This is a genomic window from Pandoraea aquatica, assembly GCF_902459565.1.
Lineage (GTDB): Bacteria > Pseudomonadota > Gammaproteobacteria > Burkholderiales > Burkholderiaceae > Pandoraea > Pandoraea aquatica.
The window spans coordinates 351,773-372,818 of the sequence record NZ_CABPSN010000001.1 but is presented as its reverse complement, the minus strand read 5'-3'; the positions used below and the strand labels follow the sequence as shown (position 1 = coordinate 372,818).

Here is a 21,046-nt window from a genome sequence, read left to right as displayed (position 1 = left end):
ATGGCCTTGCGACATCGGATCCGTTCGCTCGATTTCGATCTGACCTTTGCGTCGGGCGGCATGCCGATGTCGCAAGGCGAACCGCTGCGGGCGCTGGTTGTCGACCAGTTGCTTCCGGTGGTGGCGTCGGTGTTCGATGAGGCGTCCGGCGATGGCGCGGTGGCAGACATCTACCGTATCGATCGGCTCGACGTCGACCTTGGCGAGGTGTACGCCGAGGATCTCACTGAGACGTTGGCCGAACGGCTGGCGCAGGCGTTGGCGGATGTGTTGGTCATGCGTCGGGACGCAAGTGCTGCGGTCGATGGCGGGGCAGGTGTGGGTGTCGATCGTGGCATGGATAGCGGTGATGCGGCTGTCGGGCAAAAGCGGTTGGACGGTGCCGATGCTTCCGTAAGATCTCAGGCAGCGTCGAAACCCCGCGTCAGCCAGTTCGCGACAGCCACCGCAGCAGATGCGGCGGATCTGATGGCGTTTCTGGCGTCCGGTCAGTCGGTGGAGCAGGGGGTAGGTCCATCATTCGCACCAGCCGAACGTGCTGATGTGTCGAGTCGGGATGCGCGGGGGCATCGCGACGCCGATGGTGTGGGGGCCGACGGTATCGAAGGGCTTCTGGCACGTGTTTTGGCGGGTGACATACAGACCGTCCGGCAACAGATCCGGGCGAGCGTTTCGCCAGACACGTTGATCCAGCGGCTGACGAAGCAGTTTCCGTCGGGCGACGTCGAGGCCCTTCTTCGGGCGTTACGTCCGTCGGAGGCGTCCGAGTGGTTGCGACAGCTCGAAGCGCTGGATCGCTTGCTGACGACCGTCGGCTGGAATGCGACACAGCGCGCCGAGGTGCAATCGGCCGCCCGCGCCCGATTGCTCACCATGGGCCTGCTTCCACCAGAGGCTGGCCTGCGAGAAATGCCGTGGCACGGTGTCTGGCAATCGGTGCTGTCGATCGCGCATGTGCGGGGGCTGGCACGCGACGTGTTTGATTTTGTCGCGAAGGTGCGAGATATAGCGCGGGCCGACGAGGCGCACGCGAGTGCGATAGACGCTACGAAGTCGGGCGAGGTGTCTCAAGCGAGTGCTGCACCGTCATCGATGATCGATGCCCTGCGTCGCGTTGCCGAGGCGAGAGCGAGCGGGGAAACGGTCGAGGGCGGCATGCCCGCGCTTCGTACGGAAGTGGCGATGGGCATAGCAGGCGAACACTCCGACGCGCCCGAGGCCATAGCCAGCGCATCGCCGCGACCGCTTACGCATGCTGGCCTGAAAGCATTGCTCGCGACAGCCTTGATGCATGCGCAGGCAAAGGCGCTTTACGGCATCTGGCCGACGTTGATGGTCAACGAGGCCGACATTTTGGGCGTCGCGCTGCGTCGCTATCTGTCCGTAGCGGACCTGCGCGAGCAAATCGCCCTGACGTTTCCGGCGTCGATGCTTGAGGACATCTTGACGGTTTTGTTAACGCAGCGCTCTGTCGCGACGCAAGGATTCACGCAGCAGAGTCGCGCACAAGCCGATGATGACAGCGTTGGCATCCGTCCGCAGGGCGTCCAAAGTGATGTCGATCGAACGTGGGCGTGGCGAAACGCGTGGCATCATGACATCGCTGCGATATTGGACATCGACACTTCTGAAGTGATGCCCGGGAATCGCCTGCGAGGGGAAGCACCGCAGGACGCGCCCGCTTCCGACGCTGATTTCGACATGCGCGCTGCGTCCGATGCCGTGGTCTCGTTGAAACGAGAGAATTCGACGGCTGCGGCCTTATCGCGCGGTGGGAGTCGCCTCGCTGACGGTGATCAGCTTGCCGACGATGGCTCGCCACTGGTGAGTGTCGATGTCGGTAGGACCGGACTCGCGCATCGAAGCATCGGCGGCGAAGCGACGTCGGCCGAACCGGCAATGCCGCTATCTTTATTCGAAGCGCAGGCAACCACAGACTTCGACATGGATGCGCAGTCGATGAGTCGGCATGACAGGCTTGTCCGGGCGCTGTTGAGCGGATCGGCTGTGACACTTCATGAGGATTGGGCTGAATGGATCGGCGGGGAGCGTGTCGCACTCGCGTCCGTCTGGCGTCACTACGCGGCGTACGATACGGTGCTGATGCGCGTCGTGGAGCGCTTTCCGGAAGCGATGTTGGTGGATCTGGCAACGGTGACTGCGCCGTCCGCAGCGGTCGTTTGGGAGGCGTTTGCGGGACTTTCGGTCAGTCGGCTGGTCGATGCAGAGCGCATGTCGGGGCGGGCCATTGAAAGGCTGCCTGGCGACACGTCCCTCTCTCTCGACGGTTCGCCCCGCTTTGTCGATACCAGCGGGCATGAGGCTTACGTGGGGTCGATCACACGGGACGCGCCGTCGCAGGCTGAGTTCGATCAGTGGAAGCGGGAAGTCTGGTATGCGATCTTCGTGCAGTTGCGTGCCATTTCGCCGGTCGCGTCCGCCTCGTCCACTCCATCCACTCCATCCACTTCGTCGATTTCGTCCGTGTCGTCTATGTTGTCCGCGGCACTGGAAGCTATCGCTCTGCGTCGCGGTGCGGCAGCATGGGCGCGTCGGGCGCTCGATCTGTGGCGAGCAACCGTCACAACCGACACAACGGTTACAAGCGCGTCGCCCGGCACGGTTGCGCGTTCTCCGAGAACGGTCGACAGCATCGAGGCGGATGGCGATGTCCTCGGACCGCTGAAGTCATCGGTTGCCAATGCAGCACCTTCGGCACCGATGCCCGAAGCGATGCGCCGCCACACCGCTAACGTAGCAATCCAACGTCTTCTTCAGCATCGCCAAAGGGCGAACCCGCAAGGCGGCGACCTGACCGCTCGCGCTTCGTCGTTGTCCGACGCAGCGCGAGTCGACCTCCGGCAAATCGTCACGGAGATAGCCGCGACGCGCGAATCCGATCTTGCCGGGATAGCCGCGAACGACTGGCAAGTTGTCGTCGATACGATGATCGCCGTCAGCGAGTCGATTCCCGACGCTCACAGGGAAGTGCTTTATCGCTCGATTCTCGACAATGCGCCCGGGGTGGACGATCTTCGCACCGAAGCCACCGAAGCCACCGAAGCCACCGAAGCCACCGAAGCCGCCGAAGCCGCCAAACGCTATTACGCGAGTGTTGCCGCCGCGCTCGCCAGTGGTGCTGTGCTCGACCTTGATCTGTTCGCGGCGTCGGCGATATCGCAAGCCGCATCGTCTATTCCGGTCGATCCGGACGTCGACGCGCCAGACCCTTTTCCACCATTTCCCCCGACATCCCCCAACCGTTCGCCTGCCATGCCGGAAGACTTCATCGCGTACCTCACTTCCACGGAGTTCCGGCAGGGCACGGCACCGCCTGCCGGATTCGATATCTGGCTTCGGCAGTCGGTTTATTCGGGGGCGCATGTGTTGCGACCGGTCATCGCGACGGCCGCAGAGGACGAGGCGCTGGCCGAGCGTTGGCTGGATCTGATTCCGCAGCCACTGTGGCCGGGGATCGCGCGGCTGTCGCCGCGCGACACGCCGCAAGTGGCGCAAATGCTGCGCATTGCCAGCGACATCACCGATCTGTTCGCCACGACCGTCGAGACCGTGGCACCGGCGAGTCTGCACCGGGCGCGCTGGCGTTTCCTATTCCCGTGGCTGTTCGTGCCGCAGCGTCCGTTCGACGCCGCAACGTTCGCCACATCGCTCGTGGCGCAACTGGCCCGTCACGCGAACGTCGCCGTGCCGCCCGCGCTCGCCTCGCGCGTTCAACAACAAACCGGTATCGATATGCGCACTGCCGACGTCACCGAAGACGCCCACCTCCTGCAGACCCCGTTGATGGTGCCTTACGCCGGAATCGTCCTGACCTGGCCGTTCACGTCTCATCTCTGGGACAAACTCGGCCTCACAAAGGAACACCGATTTGTCAGCGACGAAGCCGCAGAGCGCGCGGTGCTCCTGCTGCACTACGTCGGCTCCGGCCTCACCGAAGCCCCCGAGCCGCATCTGACGATGCACAAACTGCTTTGCGGACTGCCGTTCGCCACGCCGGTGGCGCGCCATCTCGACATGACGGAAGACGAGTCGATGATGTGCGACCAGATGCTCGACGTCATTATCCAGTACTGGTCCGCGCTCGGTAACACGTCGCGCGAAGGGCTTCGCGGGAGCTTCTTGCAGCGCGAAGGCCGGTTGTCGCTGGAAGAGGATGGCTGGCATTTGAAAGTGCGACGAGCGCCGTACGACATGCTGCTGGATCGTCTGCCGTGGAGCATCTCGACCATTCGTCTGTCCTGGATGGCGCAGACGTTATGGGTGGAGTGGGCATGACCGGCCGCTTGGATTCATTCGACCCATTAGCGGCGAACGCCGCGAGCCTGTCGCGCGAGATCGATTGGTTCGGGGCCGTGCTGGAGACGCGACTGCACGCGTACTTCATGCATGAAGGCGTGCCGCACGACATTTATGCCCACACACCGCCGGATCTGACGGGCGATCCCTCGCCGTTTGCCCGCGCCTTGCTCGACCACGAACTGGCCGACGACTTCGACGCACGTATCGTGCTGATGCTCGCGATGCTGCCGCACGTCCGCCCGCAAGCGCTCGATCTGCTGTTCACGCAGAACAAGAATACCGAGCGCCAGTTCACCGAGTTCGGGGGATGGCGCGCCCAGCATCACAACGGCCTGCTGCCGACCGGGGAGACCGCTGCGTTCGTCCTCGCGGGTGACGATCTGAGCCGCCGCTTCGACGTCATGGCGCTGTTCGACGCCGACCACATCTTCTCGCGCGCCTCCATTCTGCGACTCGAACGCCGGGCGGACGGCGAACCGGCACTGGCCGCCGCGTTGCATATCGAGCGGGACTTCCTCGAACGAAGCACGTCGGGCCGCGAGCATAAGCCGGACTACAGCGCCGGATTTCCCGCCAAGCGCATCACGACGCAACACGATTGGCCAGACCTCGTACTCACGCCGGACGTCATCGAGGAGATCGACCAGATCCGGCAATGGCTCGATGACGGCGAGGGCATCATGCAGCGCTGGCAGCTCGATCGCATCGTCAAGCCCGGCTTCCGGGCATTGTTCTACGGTCCGCCGGGTACGGGCAAGACGCTCACCGCCACATTGCTCGGCAAGGCAGCCGGCGTGGATGTCTATCGCATCGACCTGTCGAAGATCGTCTCGAAGTATATCGGCGAGACCGAGAAGAACATGGCGAACGTCTTCGATCAGGCGCAGAACAAACACTGGATTCTGTTCTTCGACGAAGCGGATGCGCTGTTCGGCAAGCGCACTGAGGGCAGCACCGCCAACGATCGTCATGCCAATCAGGAAGTCGCGTATCTGCTTCAACGCATCGAGGACTATCCCGGCGTGGTGCTGCTGGCGAGCAACTTGAAGGACAACATCGACGAAGCCTTTGCCCGGCGTTTCCAGAGTGCGATCCATTTCCCCATGCCGGATGAAATCCAGCGGCTGCAACTGTGGCGCAATCTCTTCCCTGCGCGCCGGGGACTGTCGGACGATGTCGACCTGCCTGCACTTGCGGCCGAACACGTGCTCTCGGGCGGTGCGCTGCTCAACGTGGTGCGGCACGCCGTCATGTGGGCGGAGCGCGCCGGCCGTCATGTGGTGACGCAGAGCGACTTGTTGCGCGCGATTCGACGCGAACACATCAAAGAAGGACGCACGATCTGATATGAGCCATGTCGACTTTCTGAGATGTGCCCGCAGGCGGATGCCGTTACTCGGGGCGCTGGTGCTGGGGCTTGCATGGCAGGTGGCGGCTGTCGGCGCCGCGCCGATGCCGGCGAGTTCTGCAACTGCGACTGCGGCAGGGGCGTCGGCACCGCAAGCCAGCTCCGCGACGGTCGTGCCCGCCGCCTCGCAGCCATCGGCCGCCTCAGCCGTAGAGGCGAAAGCAACACCGGGCGCTGCGACTCCGGCAACTTCAGCGGCGTCAATGCCCGCTGCGCCGGCTGCATCGGCGGCACCCGTCGAGCCAGCGGAAGCGACCGCCGCAGCCTCCCAAGCCGTCGCCGTCAAGGGCGCACCCACGCAGGCCGTCGCAGCGCCGGCCGAAGCATCGACGGCGAAGTTCTCGCGCATGGCACCGCCCATCGGCAGCGATGGCAAACCGATGACGCCCGAGCAGGCATGGCGCATCGTGAACACCGTTCAGGTGAAGCCGGAGCCAACCTCCGGCCCGGCCACCGTGCTGATTTCGGCGGACGTCGTACGGCATCTTGCGCCCGCCACGCGTCGCGCCATCCAGCAGGCGTTGCTCATCATTTACTCGGAAGATCCGGCCTATCTTCAGGCGTACCGCGAAAGCACGCGGCCCCTGTCCGACAACCTGGTCGGCCCGATTACCTTGTCGTGGCTGAATCGATTCTGGCTCGACTTCAAGATGCAGCCGGTGGGTAATCTGACGAGCGCCTCGGTGCAGGCGCTGCTGAAGTTCGCGTCGATTGTGCGCGCCCATCCGCAATGGAAGGCCGATCTGGTCGGTGCCGACCTCGGAAAATGGATCGACGGTTTCGAGCCGAAAGAACAGGCGCGCTACTACCAGATTCGTCTCGCGGGTACGGACGACGAGATCGCTGCCATGTTGTGGCTGTATCACCTCGACACCGACGGCAACCGTAATGCAGGCCCGGATCCCGACCGCGCGCTGCTCACGATCTACAACTACACGCTCGACGCCACCGACTTCACGTTGCTGGCGTCGAAGTCGAAGGTCATCGATCACCTTTCCGCCTTGCAGGACAAGGTGTATCTGAACCAGCCGCTGTTCGACGCCGCGGTGCTCGATGCGCTCAAGGACCTCGGCAAGCAGGCGGACGCTTATTTGCCGGAAGCCCGCGCGGTGGCGATCTCAACGACCTATCAACTGACGGAGGCATCGCTTGCGCAACTGCGCAACGACGCCCGCGTGCCCACACCGATTGTCGATGCCGTCTCCGGACTGACGGACGAATACGCGAGTCAGGCCGACTTCAACGAAGCAATTCTCGATGCCACGGCCGACATCAAGACGCCGGTCGATCCGTATGTCCCCGAGATCGTGAGGGCGGCGCAATCGCAAACCACTTATGTGCTGACGGCGCAGGCGCTCGCGGAGCTGGCATCGAGCCGCCGCAACGAGTCGGTGCCGCCGGTCGTCCTCGACATGCTGAAGGGGCTGCAAGGGTTGCAGTATCCCCAATTGTGGTTGTTCGACCGGGCTGTGATGGCGCGCTTGCGCGAGGGTGTCGGCGCGTGTCCCACGGGCATTCCGGGCAGTGTGGCCGACGCACGCAAAGTCTCCGCCGAACAGATGCAGCAGTTGTCGGCGGTCCTGCGCGACCCGGCGCTGTTCGCGCAACTCGAAGCCTTGTGGCGCAAGGGCACGTGCAGCAACGTCGACACCTTGTCACTGCCGCAACTGATGCAGGCGCTATACGACCGGTTCCGTCCGTCGCTGGTCGCCACCGCGCGCAAGAAGCCCACGTTCGACCCGAGCAAGCAGGTCAATTGGGACGGCAACGGTTGCGGGTGTGTGCTTGACCGCCTGGACGGGGAGGTCTATGGCTTCTTCCCGTTCTGGATGGCTGGGCCGAAGCAGAACGTCGATTTCAGCACACTCTCTCGTATCGGCTATTACGGGGCAACGTTCGACGATACCGGGAGGCTGGTGCAAGCCAACTACGGCAGCAGCTTCGTGGATCTGGCGCAGACATCGACCTCGTTGCCCGGCGACTTCGTGTCCGTTGCCCAGCGTCATCAGAGCAATGTGCAGTGGGTCATTCAGCGCAACGACTGGCGCTCCTGGACTCGGCTCGACAAGGACCGTAAGGTCGCCGTCCTCAATCGTCTGAGCGACGACATCGTGAGGCTGCTCTCGACCGGGCTGAAAAACTGGACCGCCACCGTCTCGAACCATCTCCCGTTCGGCGCACGCTTCGCGCCGACCAACGGCAGCGGCGTGGTGCTGTTCTTCGACGGGTATCCGGAGGACCCGGTGTCGGTGCAGGCCTTCAACCAGTTCGTGGATCAGCTGCGCAGCCGTTTGCGCCGCGCAAGGGCGGGGGATCGCATCGACGTCATGCTGCGACACGACCGCGTCGGGCACGGCGTCTACAGTTACGCGAACCTCTTGCAACTGGTGGCGGACAGCGACAAGAACGCCGTGACGGACCTGCTGGCCCGCGTCGACCGCGACCGGAAGCGTCGGCCGAACTTTCTGGTGCTGCTCGACGAGCCGACCACCGAGTCCAAGAAGACGTTGCGCGAATCCGTCGAGGCTGGACTTCACGGCGAGGACCGCATGACGGTGCTGCGCCAGATCGTGCCGGTCATCACGTTCGACAACGACAACTGGCAGCAACTGCAAGACGACATCGTCTATGCGCAGGACAATTTCGGCGGGATCGGCTTCTGGCCAATGCCGCTGAGCGCCGCCGGCGCGGCGCAGAAGACCGATTCCGCCACACCGACGCTCGACTCGCTCGTCCCCAAAGCGATGGAGGGTGTGCAAGCCTGTACGCTCACGCGCAGCATCAGCGAGTGCATCGCGGATCACTTTCAGGATCCACCGGGCGCGCAATCGTCCGCCGTGTGCAAGACCGTCTGCGAGAACCTCTACGCGTTCCGGCTGGCGACAAAGCTCGTGTTGCTGTTGCTGATCGGGTGCGGCGTGGCCTACTACGCGTCGTGCCGCTGGCGAGAGTGGATGGCGCGCTACCACCACGCGCCTACGGTGGTCGTGGCCGCGGCGTGGGTTCTGCTGGCTCTCGCGATGCTGTTCTGCGACCCGTTCCTGCGAGGGCTCGCGCGCGGTTACATGATTCCGATTTTCCTGGTGCTGTTCATCATTGCGGTGATCGCCTGGTACCAGTACCAGCTCAAGGCGCGCGACGATCAGCCGTAATCGGTGGTGATCAGTCGTAGTAAGCGGTAATCCGACGCAACAAGACGGCCCACGTCGTTTGTAAAACGACGTGGGCCCGTCACTGATTTCAGCTATGCTTGCGACTCAACAAGCCGAAGGACGGGGTCGTCGCGGGGACGACCATCGAGGGGGCCGCGTAGCATGCACAGCCCATAGCCCGTTCCGGCGATATACGAAACAAAATACTTCGCCAGGCCCACATGTCTATCCCGGCAGTCTTCATCAGCATCGCTATCCTCTCGTGTGTCATGAGCGTGGCTGTCCTCGGCTCGCTATATCAGGCGCACGTTCCGGGGGTCCGCTTGTGGAGCGTGGCGAGCGGATTGTTGGTCGTGACGTCCGCGCTTTTGCTCTCGGGCACCTCGGATATCGTCGTTGCGACTTCGAGCAGCCTGCTGATGATTGCCTCGCTTCTCGGGGTACAGGGTTTCCGTCAGTTTCTGAATACACGACCCGACTACGCTTGGGAATACGTGGCGCTTGCCGCGATCCTCGGCTTGCTGATGTACTGGACGTTCGTGTCGCCGCACGTCGACGCACGCAGCGCCATGATCTCGGGCGTCATCGCTTACGTACGCTTTAACATCGGTTGGATGGTGCTGAGGTACCGTCCGGCAGGACGGCCCAAGTACGCGTACTACTTCGTATCGGTGGCTGCAACGCTCGGGGCGGTAGTGCACGGGGTTCGTTCGATTGCCTATGCCTTGGGCCTCGCCCATGAAACGGTGTTCCTTGAGCCGACACCCCTGAACGTGCTCTTCCTCGGCTTGGCAACGCTCACGCTCCCGAGCCTGTCCGTCGGCATGGTGCTGCTCGCGCACGACCGGCTGGCCGACCGGATGGAGCGGCTCGCCACGTACGACGACCTGACTGGCGTGCTGGCGCGCCGCGCCTTTATTGCACGCGCCGAAACGGTTGCGATGCAAAGCGGGATGGCGCGCATCCCGCTGTCCGTCGCCATTCTCGATATCGACAACTTCAAAAGCGTGAACGACCGGTATGGACACGCGGTCGGCGACTGCGCGCTGGCGCATGTGGCCTCGCTGATCTCGCGCTCCGTCCGGGCCGACGACGTTGTCGGGCGCATCGGCGGGGAAGAGTTCGCGTTGCTGCTGCCACACGTCACAAAAGAGGAAGCGGGTCGCCTCGTCGACCGGTTACGCGACATTGTGGCGACATCGGGCTCCTGTGTCCCGAACCGGGACGTCGTGCCTACGCTCAGTGCCGGTGTGGACGCGTTCGGCGCAGGCGACACGCTGGCGACGGTGATGGCCCGCGCCGACGCTGCGCTTTACGCAGCAAAGGCAAACGGTCGGAACTGCGTGGTGGTCGTGCCCGACACGGAAGTGCGCCCGGCCGAGGGCTGGGACCGGCGCGCGGGCACCGGCAAGGCGGCCACCGGCTGACGCAGGCCCGCTCGGGGCACCGCCGTTTTGGGGACTAATACCATCAGGTGATATTCCGGCATCCCCCGGGTCGACTAGTCTTTCGTCGGGTTGCACAGTGCAGCCGCGCGTAATGTAACGTCAAAGGTAAAGTCAAAGGACCCTGACCATGTCGAATCCCAAGCTCGAAGTTTTGACCCCTCAGAACAGCCAGCTCATCATCATCGACCACCAGCCGCAAATGGCATTCGGTGTTCAGTCGATGGACCGCCAGGCGCTGAAGAACAATGTGGTCGGTCTGGCCAAGGCCGCGAAGATCTTCAATATCCCGACGACGATCACGACGGTCGAGAGCGAATCGTTCTCCGGCTATACCTATCCGGAAGTCCTCGACGTTTTCCCCGGCGCGAAGACCCTTGAGCGCACCTCGATGAATTCGTGGGACGACCAGAAGGTGCGCGATGCGCTCAAGGCCAACGGCCGCAAGAAGGTAATCGTCGCGGGCCTGTGGACCGAAGTCTGCAATACGACCTTCGCTCTGTGCGCCATGCTCGAAGGCGACTACGAAATCTACATGGTCGGCGACGCTTCGGGCGGCACCAGCAAGGAAGCCCACGATTTCGCCATGCAGCGTATGGTGCAGGCGGGCGCGGTGCCGGTCACCTGGTTGCAGGTGCTGCTCGAATGGCAGCGCGACTGGGCGCACCGCGATACGTACGACGCCGTGATGAAGCTCGTCAAGGAACACGCCGGTGCTTACGGCATGGGCGTCGACTACGCCTATACGATGGTGCACAAGGCTGCCCAGCGCACGTCCGGCACGCACGAATCGCTGCCCCCGGTCCCGGCTCGCTGATCGTTCCCAGCCGTTCGATGCAATAAGAAAGGCCGCCAGTTTGACGCTGGCGGCCTTTTTTTGCGAGTTGAGTGCTAGATGGTCAGTCGTCTAGCGGCAACCCGCTGCGATCCTTCACCAGTGCGACGGCGACGACCGACACCAACGCACACGCGATCATGAAGAACACCACCGGCACGTAGCTGCCGCCGAAGTAGGCGACGAGCGCGGTTGCGATCAGCGGCATCGGACCCCCCACGAGCGCCGCGCCGATCTGATAGCCGAGCGACATCCCGGTATAGCGAATCGACGGCGGGAACGCCTCAGCGAGCAACGTGCCGATCATCGAGCCGTAGGTCGTCCAGATCACGCTCAAGCCCACGCCCACTGCCACCGACGCCAGCAGAATCGACTTCTGATTCAGCAGCCAGAAGTACGGCCCGATCCAGACGATGAACGCGAGCGTGCCCCACAGGAAGACCTTCTTGCGCCCGATCCTGTCCGACAGGTGCCCGAAGTAGAGCATGAACGGGAAGGCGATCAGCGCACAGACCAGCACGATATTCAGAATGTCCGAGCGCTGGAAGCCGTGGCCGATCATGTACGAGATCGTGAACGTGGCATACAGGAAGAACGTCGACGTTTCCACGACCTTCGCGCCGATGGCGATCAGCACCGAACGCCAGTGGTCCTGCAACGTTTCCTTGAGCGGAATCCGCGTCTCGGTCCGCGTGGCCATGATCTTCTTGAACGACGGCGTCTCGCCCACGGCGTTACGGATCCACATGCCGATCAGCACGAGCACGATCGAGCCGACAAACGGAATGCGCCATCCCCAGCTCTGGAAGTCGGCGTCGCTGATCGAGTTGCTCAGCAACGACGTGATGATGTTGCCGAGCGCGAGCCCAAGCACTGCACCCGTCTGCGGAACCGCGCCATAGAAGCCGCGACGATGGCGGGGCGAATACTCGACCGCCAGCAACACACCGCCGCCCCATTCACCGCCCAGCGCCAACCCTTGCATCAGCCGCAGCACGGAGAGCAGGATCGGTGCCCACACGCCAATCTGGTCGTAATTGGGCAACAGGCCCATGAGTACCGTCGACATGCCCATCATCGTCAGCGTGATGGCCAGCGTCTTCTTGCGCCCGACACGGTCGCCGATGTGCGCGAAGATCACGCCGCCCAGCGGACGAATGACGAAGGCCAGCGCGAACGTCGCCAGCGCCAGCAGGTTGCTCACCAGAGGGTCGGTGCTCGGGAAGAATTGCTTCGCGAAGATGATGGACGCCATCGTTCCGTAGAGGAAGTAGTCGTACCACTCGATGGTGCTGCCCACGGCGCTGCCGAGGAGTGCGCGTCGACGCTCGGCGTCGGGCACCATCGCTTCTTTCATTGCTGACGTCAGGCCGGGGGTGCCTGCGCTGTTGGGCGCTATTCCGCTCATTGTCTCCACCTTGTTTTTTAATGACCGGACGAAGTCTACAAAGGCGGGAGACGCCAGTACACTGAACGTTTGCGTTAGCGCTATAACTTTTTCTCAGAGCAGACGGCTGTGTTACGTCTGCTCGCCATGCGAGGGACGCATACCTGAGGTCCTGAGGGACAGATGACCCTCAGTTGCGCTTCGGTTTATTCGCCGCGCACAGCACCATTCGCGACGATCGCGTCCATCAGCATCTGGGCGCCGTGCGACATCGGTGCCCCGCGCCGCGTGACCAGCTCGTAGGGCTCGCTGAGCGACGACAGCGTCAAGGGAAGCGTGCAGGCGATGCCGTGTTCGGTATGGAAGCGCGCCACGTCGATCGACACCAGCGCGACCAGCGACGGGTTCTTCTGGAGCAGCGACACCGTTGCAAACGCGGACGTCGTTTCCAGTAAATGCGCAGGAAACCGCAGCCCTGCGTCATGAAACTCCCGCTCCAGCAGCCGTCGCATGGGCATGTTGGCCCGGTAAACAACCCAGCGGTAGTGCGCGAGGTCCTCCAGCGACACGTGGGCGGCATCGGCCAGCGGATGCGCGGTATTGGCGATGACGGCGAGCGTTTCGTTCTGAACGAAGGTGCTGTCGTAGAGGTAGGGCGTCTGGCTGACGCTCGTGCGGCACACGGCGAGATCGAGCCGGCCCGCGTCGATCTGACTGAGCAAGGCGGCGCTCGTGTCTTCCACGATCTCAATCGACATCTCGGGCTGCGCCTCGCTCACCGCCGTGATGGCATCGGTGAGCAACGGCACGGCCCCCATGATCACGCCCACCGAAACACGCCCGCCGTGTCCGCGCATGATGCCGACCATCTCTTCGCGCAAATGCGCCAGATCCGACTGGATCAGACGTGCATAGCGAATCACACAGTGTCCGACGGCGTTCGGTTCGAGTCCGCGGTTCGAGCGCTCGAACAGGGCAGTGCCGAAGGTCGTCTCAATCTCATGCAACGCCTTGCTCGCGCCCGGTTGCGTCATCGCGAGCTGCTTGGCCGCGCCCAGCAGCGAACCGTGTTCCTCGATGGCGATGAGTAACCGGAGTTGCTTGACGTGCAGCCGCGAGATGATCGAATTGAGCGAGGGAGGCATCATTGTCTTGATGAAAAGTTATATCGCTATCAAATGCTGTCAATATCGCCGCTTGGCGATGGGCCATACACTGCGAAATCTCTGCATGAGCATAGCTTTCCTATAACTTTTCGTCATCCACTATGTCCCTCATCAACTACATCACCCAGATCCAGTTCGGCTTCGACTCGATCCGGCTTCTCGCGAGCGAATGCGAACGTATCGGCATCCGTCGCCCGTTGATCGTGACGGACGCGGGCATTCGAGCCGCCGGTTTGCTCAACACCGTATTGAACGCGCTGGGGCAGGGCGAATCGGTGCCGGTCTTCGACGGGACGCCGCCCAACCCCAACGAATCGGTCGTGCGCGAGGCGGTCGCCATGTACCGCTCGAACGAATGCGATGGCGTGATTGCGTTGGGTGGCGGTTCGTCCATCGATCTGGCCAAGGGCGTTGCGGTGTGCGCAACGCACGAGGGGCCGTTGCAGCGCTTCGCCGTAATCGAAGGCGGCGCGGCACGCATTACGGCGGCGACGGCACCGGTCATCGCGATTCCGACGACCGCCGGTACTGGCAGCGAAGTCGGCCGTGGGGCCATCCTGATTCTCGACGACGGCCGCAAGGTCGGGGTGATCTCCCCGTACGTCGTGCCGCGCGTGGCGATCTGCGATCCGGTGCTGACGCTGGGTTTGCCTGCCGGAATGACGGCCGCGACCGGCATGGACGCCATCGCGCACTGCATGGAAACGTTCATGGCCCCGGCGTTTAATCCACCCGCCGACGGTATCGCGCTCGACGGCCTGTGGCGGGCCTGGCGGCACATCGAGCGCGCGACGCGCGAGCCGTCCGACCGCGAGGCGCGCCTGAACATGATGAGTGCGTCGATGCAGGGCGCGCTCGCCTTCCAGAAGGGTCTCGGCTGCGTGCACAGCTTGAGCCACTCGCTTGGCGGCATCAATCCTCGCCTGCATCACGGCACGCTCAACGCTATCCTGTTGCCTGCTGTGATTGCTTTCAACCGCGCAGCCCCGTCGATGCAGGACGATGCGAAGCTCGACCGCCTGGCGCAGGCCATGGGGCTCCCCTCGGGCGACGACGTCGGTCCGGCGATTGCCGCGATGACGCTGAAGCTCGGCCTGCCGGGCGGACTTGCGGAACTGGGGGTGACTCGCGAGCAGTTCCCGCGCATCATCGAGGGTGCGCTGAAAGATCACAGCCACAAGACCAACCCGCGAGATGCCTCGGCCGAGGATTATCGCGAGATGCTGGAAGCGTCGATGTAATGCGCAGCGAGGCGCACGCAGGGCCGATGGAAATCGGTTCGTGCGCCTTGCCTTTGCCCAATCATTCTCAGGAAATTCATATGGTTACGTCAGGTTATACAGACACCAAACTTCTGATTAACGGCGAGTGGTGCGATGCCGCCAGCGGCAAGACGCTCGACGTCGTCAACCCGGCGACGGGCAACGCCATCGGTAAAGTCGCGCACGCCGGCATCGCCGACCTCGACCGCGCCCTCGACGCGGCTCAACGGGGTTTCGCCACGTGGCGCAAGATTCCGGCGGCCGAACGTGCCGTGACGATGCGCAAGGCAGCCGTGCTCGTGCGCGAGCGTGCCGACGCCATTGCGCGCCTCATGACCCAGGAGCAGGGCAAGCCGTTCGCCGAAGCGCGAGTGGAAGTGCTCTCGGCTGCGGGCATCATCGAATGGTTCGCCGACGAAGGCATGCGCGTGTATGGCCGCGTCGTGCCGTCGCGCAATCTGAATGCACAGCAGACGGTGCTCAAGGAGCCGATCGGTCCGGTCGCCGCCTTCACGCCGTGGAACTTCCCGGTCAACCAGGTTGTGCGCAAGCTGAGCGCCGCGCTGGCGTGCGGCTGTTCGTTCCTGGTCAAGGCCCCGGAAGAAACCCCGGCGTCGCCTGCTGCGCTGCTGCAAGCGTTTGTCGACGCCGGCGTGCCGGCCGGTGTGGTGGGTCTGGTCTTCGGCGATCCGGCCGAGATCTCCAGCTATCTGATTCCGCACCCGATCATCCGCAAGATCACGTTCACCGGCTCGACGCCGGTCGGCAAGCAACTGGCCTCGCTGGCCGGGCTGCATATGAAGCGCGCGACGATGGAACTGGGCGGTCATGCCCCGGTGATCGTGGCTGAGGACGCGGATCTCGCACTGGCCATCAAGGCGGCCGGTGGCGCGAAGTTCCGTAATGCGGGCCAGGTGTGCATTTCGCCGACGCGTTTCCTCGTGCACAACAGCATCAAGGACGAGTTCGCGAAGGCACTCGTCAAGCATGCGGAATCGCTGAAGCTCGGCGATGGACTTGCCGAAGGCACGACGCTCGGGCCGCTCGCCAACGCGCGTCGTGTCACGGCCATGAGCCGCGTGATCGAAGACGCTCGCAAGACGGGGGCGACGATCGCAACGGGCGGCGAGCGCGTTGGCACGTCGGGCAACTTCTTCGCGCCGACGGTGCTGACCGATGTGTCGCTCGAAGCCGATGTGTTCAACAACGAGCCGTTCGGCCCGGTGGCGGCCATCCGTGGCTTCGATAAGCTCGAAGACGCGATTGCGGAAGCGAACCGTCTGCCGTTCGGTCTGGCCGGTTACGCGTTCACGCAATCGTTCCGCAACGTGCATCTGCTCTCGCAGCAGTTGGAAGTCGGCATGCTGTGGGTCAACCAGCCGGCCGCGCCGTCCCCCGAAATGCCGTTCGGCGGCGTGAAGGACTCGGGCTACGGTTCGGAAGGCGGACCGGAAGCGATGGAAGCCTATCTGGTGACGAAGGCCGTTTCGGTCATGGCGAACTGATCGCCTGTTGATCGCCTGAGTCATCGTTTGAAGCGCGCGGCATCCCACCCCCGGGATGCCGCGTTCGCTATAAGCCGAATCGTATGCGGATATCCGGAGATCGAATCGCCCGGTGTGCTTAGCGCATCACAATCTTCCTGATCGTCACACGCCGTTGCGCGAAGACGCCTCTTTCAGGAAGGGCGATGATCGAAATCTATCTGCTGACGGCCGTGGGCGCCGTCGTCGCCGGGTTTGTGCAAGGCATCTCCGGCTTCGCTTTCGGACTGGTCGCCATGTCGTTCTGGGCATGGTCGCTGGACCCCAAACTCGCGGCATGTCTGGCCGTGTTCGGTGCACTGACCGGACAACTCCTGAGCGCCGTGACCATGCGTCGCGGATTCGATCTGAAGCTATTGCTGCCGTTCTTGCTGGGCGGACTTGCCGGTATTCCGATAGGCGTCGCGATTCTGCCGCATCTGGAAATGAACTGGTTCAAGGCAGCGCTGGGGACGTTGCTTGTCATCTGGTGCCCGGGCATGCTGCTTGCACGGAATCTACCGAAGATCACGGCGGGAGGTAAGTTTGGCGACGCCATTGCCGGGCTCACCGGTGGCGTACTCAGCGGCATTGGTGGATTCGCCGGGACGTTGCCCACGCTGTGGTGCACGCTGCGCGGCTTCGAGAAGGATACGCAGCGCGCCATCATCCAAAATTTCAATTTGGCGATGCTGACGGTGACGATGGGGGCCTATCTCGCGACGGGCGTCGTGACGAAAGAGGCCGTTCCGTATTTCGCCATCGTAGCGCCTGCGATGCTGATCCCGACGTTCCTCGGCGCGAAGCTGTATATCGGTCTGAGCGAAGCCCGGTTCCGCCAGATCGTTCTCTCGCTTTTGACGGCATCGGGTATCGCACTGCTCGCGTCGTCGGTGCCGCATATCGTCTGACGTGCGGTGAACATGGACCGCTCGCACAAGCGGTCCGCGGGTTTTCACGTCGACGTATCGACCATCAACTGCACGCGGTCCGCAGCGAAGTGCGTGATCCCGTATTTGATCGGCACACCGTCGAGATCGACGTCGACGTTCTCCACCCAGAGCACCGGTTGCTGGCGATTCACGCCGAGCCGCCATGCGATCTCGGTGTCCGGCAGCACACTGCCGATACGACTCCACTTGCGCAGATAGTCGGGCACGCCCATCGAGGCGAGCGCGTGCGTGATGCTGCTGTCTTCTTCAAGCAGGCTAGGCAGATCCGGGAAGCGCGCGACAGGGTACCAGTTGCACGCGTAGGTCAGCGGCACACCATCGGCCGCATGCAGCGACTCGATACGCCACACCGGCGCGCGCACGCGCAATTCCAACTCCTTGGCGACGGCCGCATCGGCCTGAAGACGCACCGCCGAGAGCATTTGTCCCTCGGCCGCGTGATGTTGCTGACGCAGGTTCTCCGTGAAGCGCGTGCGTCGTCCGATCAGATAGTCGATGGCGCCGCGCTGCACGAAAGTGCCTCGCCCTTGCTCGATGCTCACCAGACCGTTCGCGGCCAGCCCCAACACCGCGCGTCGCACCGTGTGACGATTCACGTCGAAGCGTTTCGCGAGTTCTCCCTCGCTTGGCAGGCGACCTTCGTCGCCGAAGCCGTTGGCGGCGATCTCCTTGGCAAGAATCTGCTCGATCTGACGCCAGACGGCCACGCCTGCGCCGCGCTCCACACGCTCCCGACTGCCTGCATTTGCACTCAATACTGCGTTCCCGCTCGCTGTCATAGCGACGTCATCCCCTGGACTTCATATGTTCATCGATCAGGGCGCATTGTAGTGCGCGCGACGTGATGGATGTGTGACTTTGGCGTGTCCGTATGCAGAATTGTCACGATTTCCGGGCGTAATTTTCAGTAACAAAATCGTCTAGACGTTCAGATAAATGCATCACGGTTCTGTCATATCCGCTTCCTAGAATCCGCAGCAGAGTTTTCGCACGCCCGTAGTACAACCCAGAGGGAATTCATGAAAGCTATCAAACGCTTCGCCGCCGTCGCCTTCTTTGCTGCTGTCGCCAGCGGTGCAGCACACGCCGCCGGCGAGTGCCCGAACAACGGTGTCGTTCGCTTCGGCGTCGAGCCGTACGAATCGTCGGCACGCATGCTGCCGGTCTACACCGATCTCGCCAAGCTGATCGGCGACAAGCTCGGCTGCAAGGTCGAGTTGTACATCGCCACGAGCTACAACGCCGAGATCGAAGCGATGCGCAACAACAAGCTCGAATTCGCCCAGTTCGGCCCGCTCGGCTACGTACTCGCGCATCAGGTCGCGCATGCCGAAGCCGTCGCCACGTTTGCCAACGAAAACGGCTCGCCGCAGAACTACTACGCATCGATCGTCACGTGGCCGGGTTCGGGCGTGACGACGCTCGCTGACACGGCCGGCAAGTCGTTCGCCTACGCCGATCCGGCATCGACCTCGGGCCACCTGTTCCCGGCCTACGGGCTGCGCAAGAACGGCATCGACCCGGACAAGGGTGTGAAGGCCATCTACGCGGGCAGCCACACGGCGTCGTTCGAAGCGCTGCGTAACCACAAGGTTGTCGCTGGCGAATTGAACAGCGAAGAAATCTCCAGCGCACGTCTGCACGGCGAATACGACGACAAGGCTTACGTCACGCTGTGGAAGTCGGACCCGATCCCGGTGGACCCGATGGCCGTTCGCGGCGATCTGCCGGCGGAGTTCAAGACGCGTCTGGCGAAGATCCTGTCGAACCTCGACCTGAAGGAACTGCCGGAAGCCGATCAGAAGTTCATGGCGGCCAACGCAACCCCGGCGCTCAAGACCGTGCCGCAGAACGACGCGGCGTACAACCAGATTCGCGATCTCGTCTCCACCCTCCATATCGATCTGTCGAAACTGTGAACACTTTGTCCAAAGCAACGGACGGACTGGCATTGATCCCGGCTGACGCATTCGCGGCCGCCGGGGTCGCTCACGCCAGCACGCCGGGGGCGTTTCGTCGTACCAAACTCGCCCCCGGCGTGAAACTCGCCGTTCAGAATCTGACGATGTGCTACGCGAACGGTCATACCGCGTTGCGCGAATTCAATCTGTCGGTCGAAGCCGGCGAAATGGTCGTGGTGCTCGGCAGCAATGGCTCCGGCAAATCGACCTTCATGAAGTGCGTGGTCGGCATTAACCGGCCGACGCAGGGCAGCGTGAATCTGGACGGGCGCGATCTGGTCCAGCTGTCCGGCGAGCCGCTGCGCGAAGCGCGTCTGCCGCTGGCACTGATCTCGCAGAACGCCAATCTGGTCAAGCGTCGTAGCGTGATCGCCAATGTGTGCTGCGGCGCACTTGGGCGTCATCGTACGCTTGCAACTGCTCTCGGACGCGTGCCGCGCGAAGCCATCGAGCCGGCCCGCGCGTATCTCGATGAAGTCGGTCTGTTGCATCTCGAAAAGCAACGTGCCGGGACGCTGTCGGGTGGTCAGGCGCAACGTGTCGCTGTCGCCCGCGCCCTCGCGCAGGAGCCGCATGTGTTGCTCGCGGACGAGCCGGTAGCGAGCCTCGACCCCGAAGCCGCCGACGAAGTCATGCGCCTGCTGCGTCGTCTGGCGACCGAGGACGGACTGGCCGTCGTCGTGGTGCTGCACCAGCCGGATCTCGCGATGCGTTATGCCGATCGCATGGTCGGACTGCGTCGCGGCGTAATGGAATTCGATCAGCCGGCGCGCGAGGTGTCCGCCCGTCAGATCGCCAATCTTTATGTCACCGAGGCTTCATGAGCACTGTGCTTGAAATGCGGGGCGGTCGTGGCCCCGGAGAGATGCCCGCAGGCATGCGTAATGCGCTGACGCTGGTCGGTGTGCTGATTGCCATCGCCCTGTTCGCGCAGGCATGGATTGTCGTGCAGGCGCGTCCGCAGGATCTGATTACCGGCGCACACGGCATGGCCGACATCATCTCGCGCGCCATGCCGCCGGATTTTGCGCAGTTCATCCCGAACCTGCGTCCGGTGCTGGAAACCATCGATCTGGCGATCTTCGGCACGGTGTTCGGCATTCTGCTGGCATTTCCGCTGGCGATTCTCGCTGCGAAAAACGTCACGCCGGGTTTGCCGCTGTACTACGGCGCACGGGCGGTGATCGGCGTGACGCGCGCGGTGCCCGATCTGGTGTGGGCATTGCTGTTCGTGACGGCGGTCGGTCTTGGCCCGTTCCCCGGCGCATTGGCGCTCGCCGTGCACTCGATCGGCATGCTCGGACGGCTGTTTGCAGAAGTCATCGAAGACATGGACATGGGGCCGGTCGAAGCCCTGACGCTCACCGGCGCGGGACGCATCGCCGTGCTCACGCACGCGGTCATTCCCGGCGTGTTGCCTTCGCTGCTGGGGATCGGGCTGTTCCGTTTCGACGAGAACCTGCGCTCGTCGCTGGTGCTCGGTTTCGTGGGTGCAGGCGGCATCGGTTTCCAGTTGCTCACGGCGATGAACCTGTTCGACTACCAGACGGTGTCGTACCTGCTGATCGTCACGTTCGTGTTGGTGGCTTGTGCGGAACGCGCTTCGGCGTACCTGCGCAGTCTGGTGCATTGAG

At 63.3% G+C, this 21,046-nt stretch carries 14 protein-coding genes; 11 read left to right on the top strand and 3 right to left on the bottom strand.

Translation table 11 applies throughout. The features are described 5' to 3' along the window. The 5 genes from PAQ31011_RS01495 to PAQ31011_RS01475 all read left to right on the top strand — a co-directional run bounded on the left by PAQ31011_RS01495 (window position 1) and on the right by PAQ31011_RS01475 (window position 11,142). Entirely contained in the window at window positions 1-4,296 is a 4,296-nt protein-coding gene (locus PAQ31011_RS01495; protein ID WP_150574160.1) for a contractile injection system tape measure protein, read from the top strand. Beyond that, window positions 4,293-5,666, top strand: coding sequence for an ATP-binding protein (locus PAQ31011_RS01490; RefSeq protein ID WP_174989863.1), 1,374 nt, complete (start codon window positions 4,293-4,295; stop codon window positions 5,664-5,666). Before PAQ31011_RS01495 ends, PAQ31011_RS01490 begins: the two co-directional genes overlap by 4 nt. Before the next feature lie 40 nt (window positions 5,667-5,706). Beyond that, window positions 5,707-8,880, top strand: a complete 3,174-nt coding sequence (locus PAQ31011_RS01485) for a hypothetical protein (RefSeq protein ID WP_150574159.1) — start codon at window positions 5,707-5,709, stop codon at window positions 8,878-8,880. 221 nt (window positions 8,881-9,101) lie between these two features. After that, window positions 9,102-10,307 (top strand): GGDEF domain-containing protein, encoded by a 1,206-nt coding sequence (locus PAQ31011_RS01480; RefSeq protein ID WP_150574158.1) that lies wholly within the window; start codon window positions 9,102-9,104, stop codon window positions 10,305-10,307. Between the two features lie 148 nt (window positions 10,308-10,455). Beyond that, a complete protein-coding gene (locus PAQ31011_RS01475; RefSeq protein WP_150574157.1) occupies window positions 10,456-11,142 on the top strand; it encodes a hydrolase in 687 nt (228 codons plus the stop codon). 82 nt (window positions 11,143-11,224) lie between these two features. Here PAQ31011_RS01475 and PAQ31011_RS01470 read toward each other — a convergent pair whose 3' ends face one another. Beyond that, complete coding sequence (locus tag PAQ31011_RS01470) at window positions 11,225-12,568, bottom strand: MFS transporter (protein WP_150574156.1); 1,344 nt, start codon at window positions 12,566-12,568, stop codon at window positions 11,225-11,227. 185 nt (window positions 12,569-12,753) lie between these two features. After that, window positions 12,754-13,692, bottom strand: coding sequence for a LysR family transcriptional regulator (locus PAQ31011_RS01465; RefSeq protein WP_150574843.1), 939 nt, complete (start codon window positions 13,690-13,692; stop codon window positions 12,754-12,756). 122 nt (window positions 13,693-13,814) lie between these two features. Here PAQ31011_RS01465 and PAQ31011_RS01460 point away from each other — a divergent pair, with 122 nt between their 5' ends. The 3 genes from PAQ31011_RS01460 to PAQ31011_RS01450 all read left to right on the top strand — a co-directional run bounded on the left by PAQ31011_RS01460 (window position 13,815) and on the right by PAQ31011_RS01450 (window position 17,409). Next, window positions 13,815-14,954 carry an iron-containing alcohol dehydrogenase gene (locus PAQ31011_RS01460; protein WP_150574155.1) on the top strand — a complete coding sequence of 380 codons (1,140 nt, stop codon included), beginning with the start codon at window positions 13,815-13,817 and terminating at the stop codon, window positions 14,952-14,954. 80 nt (window positions 14,955-15,034) lie between these two features. Further along, window positions 15,035-16,480, top strand: coding sequence for an NAD-dependent succinate-semialdehyde dehydrogenase (locus PAQ31011_RS01455; RefSeq protein ID WP_150574154.1), 1,446 nt, complete (start codon window positions 15,035-15,037; stop codon window positions 16,478-16,480). Between the two features lie 185 nt (window positions 16,481-16,665). Further along, window positions 16,666-17,409, top strand: a complete 744-nt coding sequence (locus PAQ31011_RS01450) for a sulfite exporter TauE/SafE family protein (protein WP_150574153.1) — start codon at window positions 16,666-16,668, stop codon at window positions 17,407-17,409. Between the two features lie 44 nt (window positions 17,410-17,453). On the opposite strand, the gene phnF is transcribed toward PAQ31011_RS01450, so the two are convergent. Then, complete coding sequence (phnF, locus tag PAQ31011_RS01445) at window positions 17,454-18,206, bottom strand: phosphonate metabolism transcriptional regulator PhnF (RefSeq protein ID WP_246179282.1); 753 nt, start codon at window positions 18,204-18,206, stop codon at window positions 17,454-17,456. 264 nt (window positions 18,207-18,470) lie between these two features. Here phnF and PAQ31011_RS01440 point away from each other — a divergent pair, with 264 nt between their 5' ends. From PAQ31011_RS01440 to phnE, 3 genes are read left to right on the top strand one after another with little or no spacing between them, the layout of a single operon-like run. Beyond that, entirely contained in the window at window positions 18,471-19,370 is a 900-nt protein-coding gene (locus PAQ31011_RS01440; RefSeq protein ID WP_150574151.1) for a phosphate/phosphite/phosphonate ABC transporter substrate-binding protein, read from the top strand. Beyond that, window positions 19,367-20,236: a phosphonate ABC transporter ATP-binding protein gene (locus tag PAQ31011_RS01435; RefSeq protein ID WP_425495072.1), complete on the top strand. Its 870-nt coding sequence runs from the start codon at window positions 19,367-19,369 to the stop codon at window positions 20,234-20,236. The genes PAQ31011_RS01440 and PAQ31011_RS01435 overlap by 4 nt, the downstream gene beginning before the upstream one ends. Further along, a complete protein-coding gene (gene phnE / locus PAQ31011_RS01430; RefSeq protein ID WP_150574150.1) occupies window positions 20,233-21,045 on the top strand; it encodes a phosphonate ABC transporter, permease protein PhnE in 813 nt (270 codons plus the stop codon). Before PAQ31011_RS01435 ends, phnE begins: the two co-directional genes overlap by 4 nt. Window position 21,046: the final 1 nt, after the last annotated feature.